Below are 17586 nucleotides of genomic sequence, written 5' to 3'. Positions count from 1 at the left end.
AAACGGGCTGCGAATACGGACAGGGTTCGAACGATGCGGAACGGTTGATGAGCGGCGAGAACGAGGCCCTGGACGGCGCGGAGACGGTAATCTGCGATCCCGAGACATTGGCCGACCTCGCGGATGTGTTCGGCCGGGAGCGGCTTGGGCACCTGCTCGGCGGGCTCGACGCGGAGATCGTCCTGCGCCTGGAGACGGCGACGGCGGACACCGCCGGCCTCGGTGCCGACGCCCACGCCCTCGTCTCGGTGAGCGGCACCCTCGGTTTCTCGGATTTGTCGCGCGCCTGTATGGCGCTGGAGCGGGCCTGTCTCGAGAACGGCGACGTCGCCGGGCCATTGCAGGCCGCACAGGCCGAAGCCACGCGGGCGCGGCCCGTGATCGCGAAGCTGCGCGCCGGCAGCGCCTGACCAGCAGCTTGTTGTTGCGTTACAACAGCAAGCTGTTGGCACCCTGTCGAGGCCCTTGCGACCACCCGTCTGCCGCAATCGCGGCGTGAAGACCACGGCGCCGTAGCGGTCGACCGCCGAAGTGCTCGTTTCGCGCTGGCGGGTGCGGGCGCGCACCGCATTCGCCCCCGAACGGGCAGACGGAAAGCTACCGTCAAGGTTGATCGAACCTTCGCTTAACCGTGAGGCCGTAAAACGGACCGGACGAAGCAATTTTGGCGCGATCGGCATCAGATCCGACCGCGCGAGGAGACGAGACCATGTCGAAACCCGCACGCTTCCGTGCCTTGCCCCTGGCGGTCGCGCTCTGCGCGGCGCTCAGCGTCGCAGCCTGCTCCAACGACAAGGACCTCGCGGACGCCTCTGCCTTCGGCGCCGGCGCGGCGACCCCCGGCAGCGCCCAGGACTTCGTGGTGAATGTCGGCGACCGCGTCTTCTTCGAATCCGACTCGACGGACCTGACCCCCACCGCCACCGCCACCCTCGACAAGCAGGCCTCCTGGCTGCAGCGCTACCCGCGCTACACCTTCCTGATCGAGGGCCATGCCGACGAGCGCGGCACCCGCGAGTACAACTATTCCCTCGGCGCCCGCCGCGCACAGACGGTCAACGACTACCTCGCCTCGCGCGGTATCGGCGCCAACCGCATGCGCACGGTCTCCTACGGCAAGGAGCGCCCGGTGGCGGTCTGCAACGACATCTCGTGCTGGTCGCAGAACCGCCGCGCGGTGAGCGTCCTCGACGGCGGCCGCGCCGGCTCGTAGAACCGGTCCGGCCAGCCCCCCGCGTTTTGCTGCGAACCGGGGTCTCTGTTACGGCGCGGGAGCGATCCGCATCCCGCGCGCACGTTTTCCGACCGGTGCCCTCCGCCATGCTCCGTCGCCTGCTCCTCGCATCCTCCGTCGCGATCGGCCTCGTCTCCGCGGGGCTTCCGGCCCACGCGCAGGACGCGGCGGACGTCGTGGTGCGCCTCAACCGCGTCGAGAACGTCACGCGCACTCTCTCGGGGCAGATCGAGCAGCTCCAATACGAGAACCGCCAGCTCAAGGAGCAGCTGCGGAAGTTCCAGGAGGACGTCGAATTCCGCCTGCAGGAAAGCAAGGGTAGCGGGGGAGGGGCGGCCAAGCGCGCGCCTGCCGCCGCGCCCGGCGCCTCCGGCACCAATCCCGGCGACGGCCGCCCCGGCAAGCGCGGCGACGCCTTCGATCCCGAGCACAATCCCGGCGCTCCGGGTGCACCGCGCCAAATCGGCATGGCGGCGCCCTCGGCACCGCTCGCGATCCCACCGCCGGTGGCCTCCCCCCCGCCGGTCTCCCGCGAGGCCGCGGCCCCGCGCCAGCTCCCGGCCGCGGTCGATTACGAGGGCGCGGACGAAGACCCGGATGCCGGCCCCGGCGCGCCGGTCGACCTGTCGCCGCCGCCCGCCGTCCCGACCACCGGCGCCATCGAGCCGCAGCCCTCGACCAGCATCGCCGCCACCGGCAGCGGTGATGCGAAGAGCGATTTCGAGACGGCCTACGCCCTCGTGCAGAGCCGGCAATACGAACAGGCCGAGATGAGCCTGCGCCAGTTCATCCAGTCGCATCCCCGCGACAAGCTGGTGCCGAAGGCGACCTACTGGCTCGGCGAGAGCTATCTCCAGCGCAACCGCTCCCGCGAGGCCGCCGAGCAGTTCCTGAAGGTGTCGACCGACTTCGCGGGCTCGACCGTCGCACCCGAGGCGATGCTGAAGCTCGGCACCTCGTTGAATGCGCTCGGCGCCAAGGCCCAGGCCTGCGCGACCCTCGCCGAGATCGAACGCAAGTATCCGGGCGCGACGGCCTCCGTCCGCCAGGGCGTGGAGCGCGAGCAGAAGCGCGCGCGCTGCGCGGCGTGACCTCCCGGGACGACGGCGGCGGCGACAGGCTCGCCCGCGCCCTCGCCCCCTACCTGACCCCCGATCCGGCCTGTCTCAGCGGCATACTGCTCGCCGTCTCCGGCGGCCCCGACTCCACGGCGCTGATGCATGCAGCGGCTTGTGCGGGCAGCGACATCGCGCTTTGGGTCGCCACCGTCGATCACGGCCTGCGGCCCGAATCTGCCCACGAGGCCGAGGCTGTCGGCGAACGCGCCAAACAACTCGGCTTGCGGCACCGCATCCTGCGCTGGGAAACGCCGCCGCGCGGCGGCATCCAGGCGGCGGCCCGCGCCGCGCGGTACCGGTTTCTGGCCGCCCACGCTGCCGAGATCGGCGCTCGCATCGTCCTTACCGCGCACACCGCCGACGACCAGGCCGAGACCGTGCTGATGCGCCTCGTCGCCGGAAGCGGCCCGGCGGGGCTCGCCGGGATGCGACGCGAACGAGCGCTTGCGGGCGGCATCCGTCTCGTGCGGCCCTTCCTCGACCTGCCGAAGGCCATGCTCGTCGCCTATTGCGAGACGCGCGCCTTGCCCTTCGCACGAGACCCCTCGAACGCCGACGACCGCTTCGCCCGGGCAAGGCTGCGCCGTCTCCTGCCGGCCCTCGCCGCCGAGGGGCTGACGCCGGACCGGCTCAGGCGCCTCGCCGAGCGCCTCGCCCGCGACGAAGCGGCGCTTTCGCAAGCCGCTGCAGACCTGCTCGACGCAGCCCGCCGGCCGGCGGCACCGGGTGCCTTCGCTCTCGACGGAGGAGCGCTTCTGGCCGCGCCCGCAGCGCTGGCCCTGCGCGTGCTCGACCTTGCGATCGAGGCCATCCAGCCGGACCCGCAGCGCGCGGTGCCGCGCCGGCTCGAACGGCTGGAACGCCTCGTCCTCGATGCCCTGCTGCCGGCCCTCGCGCAGGGCCTTCGGCTGCGCCGGACGCTGCGCGGCGTCTTGGTCGAGACCACGCCGGACGGCACCGTCGTGCTGGCCCCGGCCCCGCCGCGGCGGGCCTCCGCGCGGACCCTGCACGGCAGCCGCGTCGCAGGGCCTGCCGATTTACTTGGCAAGGGAGAGGGTGCCGCTTACATTGGCCCAGCGTGCCCGGAGTGACAGGCCTTCACCGAACGGCGACCATGTTCGTATCTCCTTGGGGAGAAACGAATATCGGGTCGTGTCCGGTTGGAGCAGTCGCTGCGAGGCAGGAGCGGACGGCCGGCAGCGCTCGTCCTGGGATGATTGGTCGATGAACCCGAACTTCCGCAATTTTGCCCTGTGGGTGGTCATCTTCCTGCTCGTACTGGCGCTCGTGACCCTGTTCCAGGGCCAGGGTCACCGGGGCGGCGGCAGCGAGATTTCCTACAGCCAACTCCTGAACGACGCCGATTCCGGCAAGATCCAGTCGGTGGTGATCGCAGGCCAGGACGTCAGCGGCTCCTATGTCGGCGGTGGCAATTTCTCGACCTATGCCCCGAACGACCCGCAGCTCGTCACCAAGCTCCAGGGCAAGGGCGTGCAAATCACGGCGCGCCCGCCGTCCGACAACACCCCCTGGTTCATCCAGCTTCTCGTCAGCTGGCTGCCGATCCTCGTCTTCATCGGTGCTTGGATCTTCCTCTCGCGCCAGATGCAGTCCGGGGCGGGCAGGGCGATGGGCTTCGGCAAGTCGAAGGCCAAGCTCCTGACCGAGGCCTCCGGCCGCGTCAGCTTCGACGACGTCGCCGGCGTCGAGGAGGCTAAAGAGGATCTGCAGGAGATCGTCGAGTTCCTGCGCGACCCGCAGAAATTCCAGCGGCTCGGCGGGCGCATCCCGCGCGGCGTGCTGCTCGTCGGCCCGCCCGGCACGGGTAAGACGCTGATCGCCCGCGCCGTCGCCGGCGAAGCCAACGTCCCGTTCTTCACGATCTCCGGATCGGACTTCGTCGAGATGTTCGTCGGCGTCGGTGCCAGCCGCGTGCGCGACATGTTCGAGCAGGCCAAGAAGAACGCGCCCTGCATCATCTTCATCGACGAGATCGACGCCGTCGGCCGCCATCGTGGCGCCGGCCTCGGCGGTGGCAACGACGAGCGCGAGCAGACCCTGAACCAGCTCCTCGTCGAGATGGACGGCTTCGAGGCGAACGAAGGCGTCATCATCATCGCGGCGACGAACCGCCCCGACGTGCTCGACCCGGCGCTGCTGCGCCCCGGCCGCTTCGACCGCCAGATCATGGTGCCGAACCCGGACGTCACCGGACGCGAGCGCATCCTGCGCGTTCACGTCCGCAAGGTGCCGCTGGCGCCTGACGTCGATCTCAAGACCATCGCCCGCGGCACCCCCGGCTTCTCGGGCGCCGACCTGATGAACCTCGTCAACGAATCGGCGCTCCTCGCCGCACGCCGGGGAAAACGCATCGTCACGATGCACGAGTTCGAGGACGCCAAGGACAAGGTGATGATGGGCGCCGAGCGGCGCACCCTGGTCATGACAGAGGACGAGAAGCGGCTCACCGCCTATCACGAGGGCGGCCACGCCATCGTCGCCTTCAACGTGCCGGCGACCGACCCCGTCCACAAGGCGACGATCATCCCGCGCGGCCGGGCCCTCGGCATGGTCATGCAGCTCCCCGAGCGCGACAAGCTCTCGATGAGCTTCGAGCAGATGACCTCGCGTCTCGCGATCATGATGGGCGGCCGCATCGCCGAGGAGATGATCTTCGGCAAGGACAAGGTCACCTCCGGCGCCCAGTCCGACATCGAGCAGGCGACGCGGCTGGCCAAGATGATGGTCACGCGCTGGGGCTTCAGCCCTGAACTCGGCACCGTCGCCTATGGCGACAACAACGACGAGGTCTTCCTCGGCATGTCGATGGGCCGCCAGCAGACGGTCTCGGAATCGACCGCCCAGAAGATCGACGCGGAGGTCCGCCGCCTCGTCGAAACGGGGCTCGAGGATGCCCGTCGCATCCTGTCTGAGAGGAAGGACGACCTCGAAGCCCTGGCCCAGGGGCTTCTCGAATACGAGACGCTCTCGGGCGACGAGATCCGCAAGCTCATCAAGGGCGAGCCACCCGTGCGCGATTCCGGCGACATCCCGTCGACGCCGTCGCGCGGCTCCTCCGTTCCCTCCGCCGGCCGCGGCCGGCCGCGGGAGAGCGATGGCGGGCTGGAGCCGTCGCCCCAGCCGCAGGGCTGAAGATCGGTCCCGACCTTTGAGACCACGAGCCCGCCCTTCGGCGGGCTCGTGCCGTTCGGGGGGCGCAAGCAAGTGCTAACGACGCCGCGCGATCGCTGGGTTTGGGGCCTAGTCCGCAAGGGCCTTTTCAATCTTCGCGGGTATTCTCGCCGCAAAAGGCACGATTCATCCGCCTGTCCGCGAGCACGCGTCTCTACAAGGACGACTTAGGGCAGCCGAACGACAGGAATGGGACCGCGATGTCGCGAAAGTATTTCGGCACGGACGGCGTCCGCGGACGGGCCAACGTCGTCATCACGCCGGAACTGGCGCTGAAGGTCGGGCAGGCGGCCGGCTTGGCGTTCATGCGCGGCGACCATCGCCACCGCGTCGTCATCGGCAAGGACACGCGCCTGTCGGGCTACATGATCGAGACGGCGCTGGTTGCCGGCTTCACCTCGGTCGGCATGGACGTGATGCTGCTCGGGCCGATGCCGACGCCGGCCGTCGCCATGTTGACCCGCTCCATGCGCGCCGATCTCGGCGTGATGATTTCGGCCTCGCACAACCCGTTCGAGGATAACGGCATCAAGCTGTTCGGCCCGGACGGCTTCAAGCTCTCCGACGAGGTCGAGCACGAGATCGAGGCGCTGATCGACGGGGCGATGACGAAGCATCTCGCCGGCGCCCGGGATCTCGGCCGCGCCAAGCGCATCGAGAGCGTGCATGCCCGCTACATCGAGTTCGCCAAGCGCACCCTGCCGCGCCACGTGACGCTGGAGGGCCTGCGCGTCGTCGTCGACTGCGCCAACGGCGCCGCCTATCGCGTCGCGCCGGAGACCCTTTGGGAGCTCGGCGCCGAGGTCATCGCCATCGGCGTCGAGCCCGACGGCTTCAACATCAACGACGACGTCGGCTCGACGGCGCCGAACGCTCTCATCAACAAGGTGCGAGAGCTGCGCGCCGATGTCGGCATCGCCCTCGACGGCGACGCCGACCGGGTGCTCATCGTCGACGAGAAGGGCCAGAAGGTCGACGGCGACCAGCTCATGGCCGTCGTCGCGCGCTCCTGGAAGGAAGATGAGCGGCTGACGCAGCCGGGGCTGGTGGCGACCATCATGTCCAATCTCGGCCTGGAGCGGTTCCTCGGCGGCCTGGGGCTCAACCTCGCGCGCACCGCCGTGGGCGATCGCTACGTGCTCGAGCACATGCGCGAGCACGGCTACAACCTCGGCGGCGAGCAATCCGGCCACATCATCATGTCGGACTATGCCACGACCGGCGACGGCCTCGTCGCAGCGCTGCAACTGTTGAGCGTGATCAAGCGCCAGGAGCGGCCTGTGAGCGAGGTCTGCCACTGCTTCGACCCGCTGCCGCAGATCCTGAAGAACGTGCGCTACCGCTCCGGCGAGCCGCTGCGCGCGGACTCGGTCGTCACCGCCATCGCCCACGCCGAGGCGCGACTCGGCAATTCCGGCCGACTCGTCATCCGCCCCTCCGGCACCGAGCCGGTGATCCGCGTGATGGCCGAGGGCGACGACCGCGCCCTCGTCAACGAGGTCGTGGACGAGGTGGTCGACGCGGTCACCCGCGCCGCCGCCTGACGCGGGCCGGACCCGAACTTCGCCGGCGACCTTTGCACACGCTCGCCGACGTTTCGGTGCAACGTCGGCGATGACTTGATGAAAGTCGCATCCTCGAAACATCAACACTTTGGCAAGGCTAATTTTTTACGTTAAGCGCGATTTAACCTTCCCCCAGCATCATGGCCTTCGTTCTCCTCGCCGGCCCTTCGCGGTTTCCGGCACATATCGAAGAGTGAAGGAAATCCCATGGGCCGCTCCAAGCTTATCGCCTTGGCGCGCTCCCTCACGCTCCTGGCGAGCGTCGGAGCGCCCTGCCTCGCACATGCTGCGGACCTGCTTCCGCCGCCCCCGCCTCCGCCCCCTCCGCCGCCCATCGATGTCGGTGGCGGCTGGTACCTGCGCGGCGATGTCGGCGTCGGCGCTGCTCAGTACGAGAAGGTCACGACGACGCTCGGCGTCACCGGTGCCGCCCTCCCGGCCGGTTATCGGATCACCGATCAGCGCATGGACGACCAGTTCTTCGCCGGCGCCGGCTTCGGCTACCAGTTCAACAGCTTCCTGCGCGGCGACATCACCGGCGAATACCGCGGTGGTGGAAACATCCACTACACGGAGCGCTTCCCGCTCAACGGCGGCACCGGCATCGATGTCAATTCCGGCAAGTTCCGGTCGATCGTCACCATGGCGAACGGCTACATCGATCTCGGCACGTGGTGGTGCCTCACGCCGTATATCGGCGGCGGCGTCGGCGCGGCGTTCAACCAGATCAGCGGCTACACCGACCAGGGCGCCGGATTTGCGGCGGGCGGCTTCGGCACGGCGCCGACCAAGAACACCACCAGCCTCGCCTGGGCGGCCCAGGCCGGCATCACCTACGACGTGACCCCGAACTTCAAGGTCGACGTCGGCTACCGCTACCTCAACATGGGCAGCGCCAAGACCGCCCCGGTGACCTGCGTCAACGACCCGACCTGCTCCTTCGCGAGCTACAAGGTCAGCGAGATCACCTCGCACGACGTCAAGATCGGCCTGCGCTACCTCCTCGGCGGCGGCGTCGCCGCCCCGCTGCCGCCCGTCTACGAGCCCGGCCCGCTCATCACCAAGTACTGATCGACGCACTTTCCGTCGAAAATCGAAACGGCGTGGATCGGATCCGCGCCGTTTTCTTGCATGATGCCGTCGGCATTCGATCGAAACGATATCAGCGGAACCGGGATATCGACCCCACCTTCGTCATCGCAATCGCAGTGAAGCAACCGAGGGCCGATTTGCCGACCTCACGGGTGTGGCCCTGGGTTGCTTCGCTGCGCTCGCAATGACGGAAAACGCTCCGAGGCGATCGTTCGGAAACGGCCTCGGCAAGTCCGGCATCGTTTCGGGCCAATGCGAAAACCGATCCCGCAACAGACCATTAAGGTTACTCAAGTAAGACAATCTCATGGGCAAGGCACGGTGATCCGTCTTGCTGCCCAAAGGACGATTGCGATGCGTACCCTCACCATCGGTTTCCTGGCGGCCACGACGCTCGGTTGCCTCTCCACCGCCCAGGCCGCTGATCTCGACTACGACTATCTGCGTGGGCCGGAATACGAGCCGGTGACGACGCAGATCATCGACTGGAGCGGCGGCTACGTCGGTGGGCATGGCGGGTACAGCTCCTCCGCGTTTGGGTTCAAGAACGTCTTCCAGCCGATCGTCGCAAATGCTCTGCGCGCCACCGTGATCGAGAGCGATATGAGCGCGTCGAGTCTCTTGAGCACTCACGACGTGCGAAAGGGCGGAACCAGTTACGGCGTTTTCGCCGGCTACAATATGCAGTTCGACGAAGCCGTCGTCGGCATCGAGTTCGATTACTCACGCTTCGACATCGCAGGCGTTAGCGCCGACGCAATCGGGCGCACCAAGGTGACGACGGACGGCTACCAGAGCACGGCGATCCTGTCCGGCACGTCGCGCACGAAGATCGAGGATCTGGGCACCATCCGGGCACGCGCTGGATATGCGATCGGCAGCTTCCTGCCCTTCGTGACCGGCGGTCTCGCCATCGGTCGGGCACGGATCGGCGACTCGGTCGACGTCCAGGCCTACGCCTACGACAGGACCACCTACCAGTCGAACGTCACAAATTCTCAGTCGGCCTATGTCGGCCGGTACGGTTACAGCTCATTCGACCCGACAAACCCGGGCGCAGGTGTACCAGCCCCCGCGAACAGCTACGGCTCGCGCAAGACCAAGGTCGTGGGCGGCTTCACCCTCGGTGCGGGCCTCGAATACGCAATCACCTCGAACATCCTGCTGCGCGGCGAATACCAGTACGTGCTGCTAAACGACTTCGACGGGCACAAGATCAATATCAACACCGTCCGCGGCGGTGCCGCCTACAAGTTCTGAGCCCGCTGGCAGCCCCCGATCTCAGGACCGAACCCATGCCGCTGAAGCCCGCCGTCGCCGCAATCCTGGCCAGCCTCGCCATCGCCGGGGCCGCTCGGGCGGAAGGCCATGGCGAGCGCGGCCCCGGCTTCGCACAGAGCCGCGATGATCACCGCCACGCCTTCGCACGGACGTTGCCGCCGGAGATCCGCTACCGCGATCCGCGCTATCACTCGCCGCGCCGGCGCGGGCCGCAATTCGGGCCGCCGGTGGATCTGATCCAGGCGTACCTGCCGCGAACCACCGAGACCCCGCTCTACAACGAGCCCCCGAGCCGCTTCCCGCGGCGCTGAGGCACGCCGGTCAGACCTTGGCTCTGAGCCGCGCGCGCGCCGCCCGGTGATCGGGCGCGTCGCGGAAGGCCTCATGCATCGCCCGCCAGAGGGGCTTGCGCCGATACCCCGCATCGAAGGGCAGGGCCCGCTGCGGCAGGCCGTCCGGCCGCTTGCGGGCCGGCGAGGCGTTCAGCCAGGTATCGGGATCGTAGAGGTCCCAGCTCACCACGTTGAGCACGGCCGCCTCGTCCAGTGCCGTGTCGAGGAAGCGCCGCGCAAGGTCGGCCACGCCCCTGTCGCGCGCCGCGATATCGGCAGGGAAGGCGCGGTCGTCGACATCGAACTCGGTGATCTCGATCGCGAGCCCCATCTCGGCGATCTCGCGCAGGAAACGCCGAAAACCCGCCTCCGCGAAAGGCAGGGTGGTGAAGAGGTGTGCCTGGATGCCGAAGCGGTCGATCGGCACGCCACGTCGCAGCAGCCCCTCCAGCGTCTTCAGGATCGCGGTGCGGCGTTCGTCGATCCAATCCGCCCGATGCTCGCAATCGTTCTCGTTCCAGAGCGCAGCGGCGCCGGGATCGGCGTCTTTCATGATGCGGAAGGCGAGGTCGACGTAGCCGGGGCCGATGGCCTTCAGCCAGGGCGTCGCGCGCAGGCCGTCGGGACGGCCGTCGGCGGGCGAGACGATCTCGTTGAGCACGTCCCAGACCGCGATAGACCCCTGGTAGCGCCGGACCACGGCTTCGATCCATTGCCGCATCGTCAGCTCGGCCCGCGCGGGATTGCCACTCGCGAGCGCGGCCAGCGCCCAGGGCGGCAGACCCTCGTGCCAGACGAGGCAATGCCCCCGCATGCGTTGGCCGTTGCCGCGCGCGAAGCGGAGCGTCTCGTCGGCGGCCGCGAAGTCGAGCGTGGCCGGGTTCGGCGCGACGGCGACGAACTTCATCGCGTTCTCGCACACCAGAATTCCGCATTCGCGGGCGGCGAGCTCGCGCCAGCGCGGATCCTGCCGGAAGCGCGTGATCGGCACCGCCGTGCCGTAGGCGAGCCCCTTGGCCGCGGCGGCGGCGTGGAGCCCGTCGCCCGCCCAAGACGGGGAGCCGAGCGGGGAGGGTGCAGCCGTGGCGGCACCGGTGAATGCGAGCGCTCCGCCGGCGAGAACCGCGCGGCGGTTCGGGCCGCGCACCGTCATCGCCGGCCCGGACTCGCGGACGGCCGGATACCGGGCGTGGCGGATCGGGAGAACAGCGCTGGCAGCCTCGGTGCGAACGTCGCGCGCAGCAGCAGGCGTCGGGCCGGCTCCTCGACGAGGAGGTGGACGAGGCTCGCCGCGACGAGTGCCAGAAGGGTCGCCGCTCCGGCCGCCAGCCAAGGCGAGACGCCCGAGATCGCGCCATGCAGGGCGCGGTCGACGGTGTTCACGACGGCATAGGCCGGCATGTGCAGGAGATAGAGGGCGAAGGAGATCCTTCCGAGGAACACCAGCGGAGCGCTGGCGAGAAAACCGCCGCGCAGATCCGCGCCTGCCAGAACGAGGGGAGCCCAGGCCAGCACGGTCAGGCCGTTATGCATCAGCGGCGCCGGCACGTAGGGTTCGATCAGGACGAGTACGAGCGCCGCCAGAGCGGCGGCGGCCAGGAACGGACCGGCGCGACCGCGGGGCGGGACGCCATTCGCGGATGCAGGCCTCCGCATCCATTGCCAGCCCGCGAACAGCACGAGGCCGGCGATGAATTCGGGCAGGCGCAGCAGCGGATTGTACTTGATACCCTGCGCGAGCAGCACCGCAACGGTGCCGGCCGGCTCCGGCTCGATCAGCGAGACGCCCGGCGCGTACCGGTTCCAGAGCATGGTGCAGAAGGCGCCGAACACCGCCCAGAGGCCTAAGGCCGCCAGCGCGTACTCCGTGGGTCTGCGGAGGACCAGCGGCAGCAGCAACGGAAACAGCAGGTAGAAGAAAACCTCGACCGAGATCGACCAGCTCGCGCAGTTCAACGAGCAGGCGGCGCCCGGGACCCAGGCATGGAGGCCGAGGGGCGCGAGCACCGCCCCCGAGGCCATGGCCCATTTCAGCGGCGGCGCGGTCTTGAGCACCCAGGCGGCGAACCACGGCAGGCTGATCGCCAGCGAGAGCAGGAAGGCGGGATAGACCCGGGCGAAGCGCGCCCACAGGTAGCGCCTGCGCGCCAACCGGTCTCCCAGATCGACCGCGTGGTAGGTGTAGGCGAGGATGAAGCCCGAAAGGATGAAGAAGAACGTCACGCCGGTATGGCCGAGCAGGATCACGGTGTTCCGCGTCGCATCGGGGAAGAAGAAGCGGTCGTAGTGGAAGACCAGCACGTAGAACGCCGCGAAGAAGCGCAACGCCGTCAGGACGGGCAGCGGCGTGGTCGGCGGATGCGCACGCGCCTCGGACGCGGGCGTGGCCGGCGCCGGTGCCGCCGTATCGAGAGGTCTCGCGAGGCCCATCATCATGTCCCGGTGAGGATCAGCCCTGCACGGTCCGGTAGGACGCGCGCAGCCGCAATCCGAACACGGCGAGCATGAACATGCAGCAGATCGCGGCGTTCGGGGTGTAGAGCACGGTCTCGAACGAGCCGCCGGCCAAGGCCAGCAACCAGAGCCGCAGGAAATACAGCGTGGCCGGATCGATCCGCCCGGCCGGCGCGATGCGCTGGAGATCGCGCAGGGGCGCGAGCACAAAGGCGGCCAGCGTCATCACGAGGCCCGGGAGCCCCATGATCAGGCAGATGTCGAGATAGGTGTTGTGCGCCTGGCTGGTCTTGGTGACCCAGCTGAAGGCGTCCGAGGTGCCGAACCGGGTCCGCTCGGTGCCCCAGAAGGCGCCGAAGCCCCAGCCGAAGATCGGCCGTTCGGCGATGTGGCCGGCGGCGAATTCCCAGATCTCGGTGCGGCCGGTGAAGGACGTGTCCGGCAGGATGCCGCTCAACCCGTCCCGGATCGGCGGGAAGAACACGGAACCGAGGGAGAGGAGCGAGACCAGCGCCACCGGCCCGACCAGGATCCCCGCGCGGAGCCAGCGGCTGCGCACGAGGCCGCACAGGCTCGGCGCCAGGATGATGAAGGGCAGCAGCGCCGTCACCGATTTCGAGTTCGTCGCCGCGAGGAACACGGCGGCGAGCAGCACGATGGTGATGCCCCAGAACCGGCTCAGCGCCGAAGCGACGAACAGGCCGGTGAGGATCATCAGCGCCATGGCGCCGCCGGCCTCGTTCTTGTGCGCGAAGATCCCGCGCCAGAGCCCCTCGTGCTCAGGCTCGTTGATCAGATCGAAATCGGCCGAGTGGATTGCGAGCTGGGGCAGGAAGGCTACGGCGAGGTAGGAGGAGACGAGGATGATCAGCGCGGCGATGGCGAGCGTCAGCGCGAACTGTCGCACGGAGCGCATCACCACCGGGATGCCGGTCGCCAGCATGGTCACGATGGCGAAGAGCACGATGCGGCGGATCGAGAGCAGCGGCTCGACGGAGGTGAGCAACGTCAGCGCCATCCAGCCGGCCAGGGCGATCAGCGGCCAGGTCAGGAGCGGGCGCAGCTTCTCGATACCGAGCCGGCGCAGCGCCGCCGCCATGGCGAGGCCGAGGCCGAGGAACAGGACCTGCGTCGTCCAGCTTCCGGCGGTGGAGGTCTCGAGGATGTCGCGGTCGCTGAGATCTGCGAGCGGCGTGTGATTCCAGAATGCCAGGATGCACGCCCCGACGAGCGCGATGCGCAGAACGTCGGGCACGTCGCCGCGTGCCGCGACGCTCGTCGGGCGCTCAGCGGTCGCACGGACCCGCGAAAAGAACTGAACCGCCGACGCCACGCTCCGGCCTCATCGATCGCCCACCGGCGCAACGTCGCGCGCGGCGGTCGGAACACGGCAAGAGGCTAGCGCGAAACGGGTTTCGAATCGGCTGCGGCAAAAGCTTTGTGCCCAGCTAACCGTTCGTAAGGTTGACGAGGCCTGCCGGGGGCCACCGCTTTCGATGACAGCACCTCACCAGAAGGCGAGAGGATGTCCGGAAGCCGCCCGCTCATCGGCTCACGGTTTACCGTCGGCGGCGGCGGAAGCGGGCTCGCCGACGATCCTACGGCGCAGGTCCATGAACCAGGCGGGTGCCGCCGCGGTGCCTTCGCCGACGACGACGGTGGCGGTCATGCCGGCCACCAGGGTCACCTCCGGCGGCACGTGGTCGATGCGGATGCGGACCGGCACGCGCTGCGCCAGGCGCACCCAGGTATAGACCGGGTCGACGTCGGGCAGCCCCTGCGTGCTCGGGGTCGCGTTCGCCGTCGAGATGCCGAGCGTGACGCTCTCCACCGTGCCGCGCAGCGAAGCGCCGTAGCCCATCAGCGCCATCTCGGCGGGGGCGCCGACGCGGATATGCGGCATCTTCGTCTCCTCGAAATAGCCGTCGATCCAGAAGCTGTCGGTGTCGATGACGCGGACGTTGGGCGTGCCGGTCGTGGCATAGTCGCCGACGCGCATCAGCAGGTTGGTGACGCGTCCGTTGACGGGCGAGCGCACCGTCGTGCGCTTCAAATTGACCTGCGCCTGCGAGAGCTGCGACTTCGCCGTGTCGAGGGCCGCCTGGGCGATCTTCGCCGTGCCGGCGAATTGCTGCTTCTCCTCGATCGAGGTCGAGACCGTGGTCAGCTCCTGCCGCCGGGCGGACTGCGCGTTCTTCACCTGCAGGTCGGCCTCGCGGTTCTTCATCTCGGCCTCGGCCGAGTCGATCGCGACCTGAAAGTCGAACGGGTCGATCACGTAGAGCACGTCGCCCTTCCTGACCGGCTGGTTGTCGACGACCTTGACCTCGACGATCGCGCCCGACACCTGCGGCGCGATGTTGGCGACCTGTACGCGGACCCGGCCGTCACGCGTCCAGGGCGCGGTGACGTAGAACTGCCAGACCACGAAGGCAGCGACCGCGGCGGCGGCCAGGATCACGCCGGTGGCGGCGAGGCGCGCTAGCTTCGCCGCCCGGCCGCGCCGTGCCGGGGCAGGACGCTCGGCCTCGATCTTGGGCGGATCGTCGGGCGCCGCCCGGCGCGCGGCATCTGCTGTCCTGGGATCGTCCTCGTCGGCCATCGGGCAATATCCGTGGTCCCCGGTGGGGCCCTCAAAAGAAAACGATCAGGAGTGCGAGGACGCAGACATAGATTCCGGCCTCGGCGAGCGGCGCATTCGCGACATAGCGGCTGAACCGGATTTTCCGGAAGACGATCCTGAGCAGGATCAGGATCGCGAGCGCACCAATCGCGTAGGCGACGAAGGGCGAGAGCAGGACGCCGCCGATCTGGAGTTCGTGACGCATGGCGGTCAGCTGCTCGGGAGGGCGAGGCGGCGGAAGAAGCGTCCGTGCCGGCGGATCACCTGCGAGGCCGTCGCCAGATCGGTCGCGGCGCGCGCAATGCGCAGGCGCGTGTCGCGGTCTTGCTGACGCCCGGCCGTGAGCATGGCGCGCGCGGCATCCTCCAGCCCCCAGGCATTGCCGCGGGCCAGGGCCTCGCGGCCGCTCCGGATGCTCGCCCGAAGGCCGTCGGCGCACCAGAGCAGGCGCATCTGCGCATGCGCCCGGGCGGCGGATGATTCGAGGCGAGAGAGGGCGAAGGCGTGGGCGAGGCTCGCGCGCCGCACGGTGCCGCTGCCCGAGTTCCATTGCGAGAACTGAAACAGGCGGTCCGCGTTCAGGCTGGTGCGCGTGGTGGCGTCGCCCCCTTCGCCGATCAGCGCGTCGGCGGTGTCGCGGCGCGCCTCTTCGAGCGCGTAGAACCGGTGCCGGGAGTTCGAGATCGGCAGGACGAGCCGCACGACGAGGAACAGGATCACCGACGCGGCGACCACGAGATAGGCGTTCATCAGGAAGGTCTGCGGATTGTAGCTCTGTGGGTTCGTCGGCGACAGCAGCACCGGGGTGAACACCAGCGAGATGAAGCCCACGGTGAAGGTCTTGGGGTTCAGCGAGAGGAAGCAACCGAAGAACACCACCGGCGCCATGGCGATGGCGAGCAGCGGAAAGCCCTGGTTGCCGTTGAGGACCACGAACAGGATGATACCCGCGAACAAGGCCGCGAGCGGCATCCCCATCAGCACGCCGACGGCGAATTTCTTCGGGTCCGGCGTCACCGAGGAAAGCGCGGCCGTCGCCGAGACCTGCACCAGGGCGAAGGACGCCTGAGGCAGGCCGGCGAAGATGAACACGCTCGCCGTTATGGCGAAGGCGATGGCCACACGCAGGGCTCCGCGCAGGGCGACCTGAAAATCGCGGTGCGTCGGCAGGGCGACGTCGCGCAGCGGGGCGTGCCCGTCGGAGAGGGCGCGCAGGCCGTCATCGGCGAAGGTGGCGGCGTTGTGCAGGTCGAGCGCGCGCTGGAGCGCCATGGTTTCATCGAGGGCGCGCGTGGGGTCGCGGATTGCGGCGTCGACGAGATCGCGCAGGCGTTCGTCGTCTCGGGCCAACCGCTCGGCGCCGGGCTCGGCGATATCGCCGCTGATGGCGCGCAGGCAGAGGCGGCGCGCCTCGGCCAAAGCCGGCGTCGGGTGGCGGATGCGGTCGCAGGCCAGGGCGAAGCCGCGGCTCGCCGCGCCCATCACGTAGAGCGCGGCGATGGCGCTGCGCGCGCCGGCCGCGCGGTTCCGGCCGTCATCGAGTTCGCCCCCGATCGCGCTGGTATCGGCCCGCATCGCCGCGATTTTCTGGATGAGGTCCGCTGTTCTCTCGTCGCCGGGATCGCCGTGCATCAGCGCGTCACGCACGAAGGCGCGTGTCGCGCCGTAGGCCTTGGCCAGTGTCGGCCGCAGGGAGCGCCACGTGCTGGGCGAGGCCAGCGCGTCGTTGATGAACGTGATTGCGACGATGCCGATGGCGATGGCCGCCACACGCCCGAGGGCGACATCGAAAGTGTTCTGCGGCGTGTCGATGTTGGCGAGCGCGATGATGCCGACGGTGTAGCCCGACAGCATCGCCCCATAGGCGCGGGTATCCTGCAGGTACTGCGCGACGAAGACGCAGAGGCCGAGCCAGACCGTGAAGGACACGAGCAGGAGCACCCGGTCCCCGTTGAACAGCCCCATCAGGACGATCGCGACGACGCCGCCGACGATGGTGCCGAGGAAGCGGTAGCCGGCCTTCGAGAGCGCCTGCCCGCGCTTGGGCTGGGCGAGAATTGCGACGCAGGTCGCAGCGGAGGAGGCGCTGTCGAGCTGGAGCCAGAACGCGGCGTATAGCGCGATCATCATCGCCAACCAGATCCGCAGGCCGAAGAACCAGGCGGAGGGCGGCGGCACGATGGCGTCGAGGCGGTCGATCAGGCGGTCGGCGAGGGGTGGCGCAGCCGTCGTCACACGGCGCCCTCGCGTGTCAGGTCGACGATGGCGGGACTGTCGGAGCCCGCGAGATGGGCGACGCGCGCCTGCCACAGGCAGAGCAGAGGCGTCACTCCGAGCTCGAACGCGAGGGCACCGAGCATGACCAGCGACGGCAAGCCGGTGAGGTAGAGGCCGAGCAGGCGCGAGAGGCCGCCGAGCACCACCACCATGGTCAGGAACCGGAACAATCCGGTCTTGTGCTCGATCCCCGGCACGCACGTGAGGAATAAGATGCCGATGCCGGCGAGCAGGCCGGACAAGTAGCGAAAATGGCTGTCGGCCGAGATGTTGACGATGCGGTCGGTGCCGATGCCGTCGATGCCGGCCAGAACGCCGTAGAGGCCGGCCGCGATCGGCAGGAGCGCCGCTACCGCGACCACCCGCTGCAACAGCCGCCGCTCACCCTGCATCGCTCCCGTCCTCGTCCGTCCCTCGA

The 17586-nt window shown here is 68.9% G+C and carries 16 protein-coding genes; 9 read left to right on the top strand and 7 right to left on the bottom strand.

Going from position 1 to position 17586, the window contains the following annotated elements:
- Positions 1–47: 47 nt before the first annotated feature.
- The 9 genes from MHA02_RS13605 to MHA02_RS13565 all read left to right on the top strand — a co-directional run bounded on the left by MHA02_RS13605 (position 48) and on the right by MHA02_RS13565 (position 9793).
- The gene (locus MHA02_RS13605; protein ID WP_147079505.1) at positions 48–410 is read left to right on the top strand and encodes an Hpt domain-containing protein; all 363 of its coding nucleotides are present in this window, start codon (positions 48–50) and stop codon (positions 408–410) included.
- 299 nt (positions 411–709) lie between these two features.
- Positions 710–1213 (top strand): peptidoglycan-associated lipoprotein Pal, encoded by a 504-nt coding sequence (gene pal, locus MHA02_RS13600; RefSeq protein WP_147079503.1) that lies wholly within the window; start codon positions 710–712, stop codon positions 1211–1213.
- A gap of 107 nt (positions 1214–1320) precedes the next feature.
- Positions 1321–2325, top strand: a complete 1005-nt coding sequence (gene ybgF / locus MHA02_RS13595) for a tol-pal system protein YbgF (RefSeq protein WP_147079501.1) — start codon at positions 1321–1323, stop codon at positions 2323–2325.
- Positions 2322–3443, top strand: coding sequence for a tRNA lysidine(34) synthetase TilS (gene tilS / locus MHA02_RS13590; RefSeq protein ID WP_238180503.1), 1122 nt, complete (start codon positions 2322–2324; stop codon positions 3441–3443). The genes ybgF and tilS overlap by 4 nt, the downstream gene beginning before the upstream one ends.
- A gap of 133 nt (positions 3444–3576) precedes the next feature.
- Positions 3577–5505 (top strand): ATP-dependent zinc metalloprotease FtsH, encoded by a 1929-nt coding sequence (gene ftsH, locus MHA02_RS13585; protein ID WP_147079499.1) that lies wholly within the window; start codon positions 3577–3579, stop codon positions 5503–5505.
- A 239-nt stretch (positions 5506–5744) separates the two neighbouring features.
- The gene (glmM, locus tag MHA02_RS13580) at positions 5745–7088 is read left to right on the top strand and encodes a phosphoglucosamine mutase (RefSeq protein WP_147079497.1); all 1344 of its coding nucleotides are present in this window, start codon (positions 5745–5747) and stop codon (positions 7086–7088) included.
- Between the two features lie 228 nt (positions 7089–7316).
- Positions 7317–8180 (top strand): outer membrane protein, encoded by an 864-nt coding sequence (locus MHA02_RS13575; RefSeq protein ID WP_147079495.1) that lies wholly within the window; start codon positions 7317–7319, stop codon positions 8178–8180.
- 375 nt (positions 8181–8555) lie between these two features.
- On the top strand, positions 8556–9461 hold the full coding sequence (locus MHA02_RS13570) for an outer membrane protein (RefSeq protein WP_147079493.1): 906 nt from the start codon (positions 8556–8558) through the stop codon (positions 9459–9461).
- A 35-nt stretch (positions 9462–9496) separates the two neighbouring features.
- Complete coding sequence (locus MHA02_RS13565) at positions 9497–9793, top strand: hypothetical protein (protein ID WP_147079491.1); 297 nt, start codon at positions 9497–9499, stop codon at positions 9791–9793.
- Positions 9794–9803: 10 nt separating this feature from the next.
- On the opposite strand, the gene MHA02_RS13560 is transcribed toward MHA02_RS13565, so the two are convergent.
- The 7 genes from MHA02_RS13560 to MHA02_RS13530 form a co-directional block, all read right to left on the bottom strand.
- Complete coding sequence (locus MHA02_RS13560; RefSeq protein ID WP_147079489.1) at positions 9804–10967, bottom strand: endo-1,4-beta-xylanase; 1164 nt, start codon at positions 10965–10967, stop codon at positions 9804–9806.
- Positions 10964–12244 (bottom strand): acyltransferase family protein, encoded by a 1281-nt coding sequence (locus tag MHA02_RS13555; protein WP_170249220.1) that lies wholly within the window; start codon positions 12242–12244, stop codon positions 10964–10966. Before MHA02_RS13555 ends, MHA02_RS13560 begins: the two co-directional genes overlap by 4 nt.
- A 19-nt stretch (positions 12245–12263) precedes the next feature.
- A complete protein-coding gene (locus MHA02_RS13550; protein WP_147079485.1) occupies positions 12264–13601 on the bottom strand; it encodes an O-antigen ligase family protein in 1338 nt (445 codons plus the stop codon).
- A 219-nt stretch (positions 13602–13820) separates the two neighbouring features.
- A complete protein-coding gene (locus MHA02_RS13545) occupies positions 13821–14870 on the bottom strand; it encodes an efflux RND transporter periplasmic adaptor subunit (RefSeq protein WP_147079483.1) in 1050 nt (349 codons plus the stop codon).
- A 31-nt stretch (positions 14871–14901) separates the two neighbouring features.
- Positions 14902–15096 (bottom strand): DUF1656 domain-containing protein, encoded by a 195-nt coding sequence (locus MHA02_RS13540; RefSeq protein WP_147079481.1) that lies wholly within the window; start codon positions 15094–15096, stop codon positions 14902–14904.
- Between the two features lie 5 nt (positions 15097–15101).
- Entirely contained in the window at positions 15102–17126 is a 2025-nt protein-coding gene (locus tag MHA02_RS13535; protein ID WP_147079479.1) for an FUSC family protein, read from the bottom strand.
- Complete coding sequence (locus tag MHA02_RS13530; RefSeq protein ID WP_147079476.1) at positions 17123–17560, bottom strand: DUF4345 domain-containing protein; 438 nt, start codon at positions 17558–17560, stop codon at positions 17123–17125. Before MHA02_RS13530 ends, MHA02_RS13535 begins: the two co-directional genes overlap by 4 nt.
- Positions 17561–17586: the final 26 nt, after the last annotated feature.

This window comes from Methylobacterium haplocladii, from assembly GCF_007992175.1.
GTDB lineage: Bacteria > Pseudomonadota > Alphaproteobacteria > Rhizobiales > Beijerinckiaceae > Methylobacterium > Methylobacterium haplocladii.
Note: the sequence above shows the minus strand (reverse complement) of the source record. Positions and strands in the feature narration are given on the sequence as shown.

Coding starts and splice junctions, on each gene's coding strand:
- MHA02_RS13605 (WP_147079505.1), top strand. CDS start 48: ATGAGCGGCGAGAACGAGGCCCTGGACGGCGCGGAGACGGTAATCTGC.
- pal (WP_147079503.1), top strand. CDS start 710: ATGTCGAAACCCGCACGCTTCCGTGCCTTGCCCCTGGCGGTCGCGCTC.
- ybgF (WP_147079501.1), top strand. CDS start 1,321: ATGCTCCGTCGCCTGCTCCTCGCATCCTCCGTCGCGATCGGCCTCGTC.
- ftsH (WP_147079499.1), top strand. CDS start 3,577: ATGAACCCGAACTTCCGCAATTTTGCCCTGTGGGTGGTCATCTTCCTG.
- glmM (WP_147079497.1), top strand. CDS start 5,745: ATGTCGCGAAAGTATTTCGGCACGGACGGCGTCCGCGGACGGGCCAAC.
- MHA02_RS13575 (WP_147079495.1), top strand. CDS start 7,317: ATGGGCCGCTCCAAGCTTATCGCCTTGGCGCGCTCCCTCACGCTCCTG.
- MHA02_RS13570 (WP_147079493.1), top strand. CDS start 8,556: ATGCGTACCCTCACCATCGGTTTCCTGGCGGCCACGACGCTCGGTTGC.
- MHA02_RS13565 (WP_147079491.1), top strand. CDS start 9,497: ATGCCGCTGAAGCCCGCCGTCGCCGCAATCCTGGCCAGCCTCGCCATC.
- MHA02_RS13560 (WP_147079489.1), bottom strand. CDS start 10,967: ATGACGGTGCGCGGCCCGAACCGCCGCGCGGTTCTCGCCGGCGGAGCG.
- MHA02_RS13555 (WP_170249220.1), bottom strand. CDS start 12,244: ATGGGCCTCGCGAGACCTCTCGATACGGCGGCACCGGCGCCGGCCACG.
- MHA02_RS13545 (WP_147079483.1), bottom strand. CDS start 14,870: ATGGCCGACGAGGACGATCCCAGGACAGCAGATGCCGCGCGCCGGGCG.
- MHA02_RS13540 (WP_147079481.1), bottom strand. CDS start 15,096: ATGCGTCACGAACTCCAGATCGGCGGCGTCCTGCTCTCGCCCTTCGTC.
- MHA02_RS13530 (WP_147079476.1), bottom strand. CDS start 17,560: ATGCAGGGTGAGCGGCGGCTGTTGCAGCGGGTGGTCGCGGTAGCGGCG.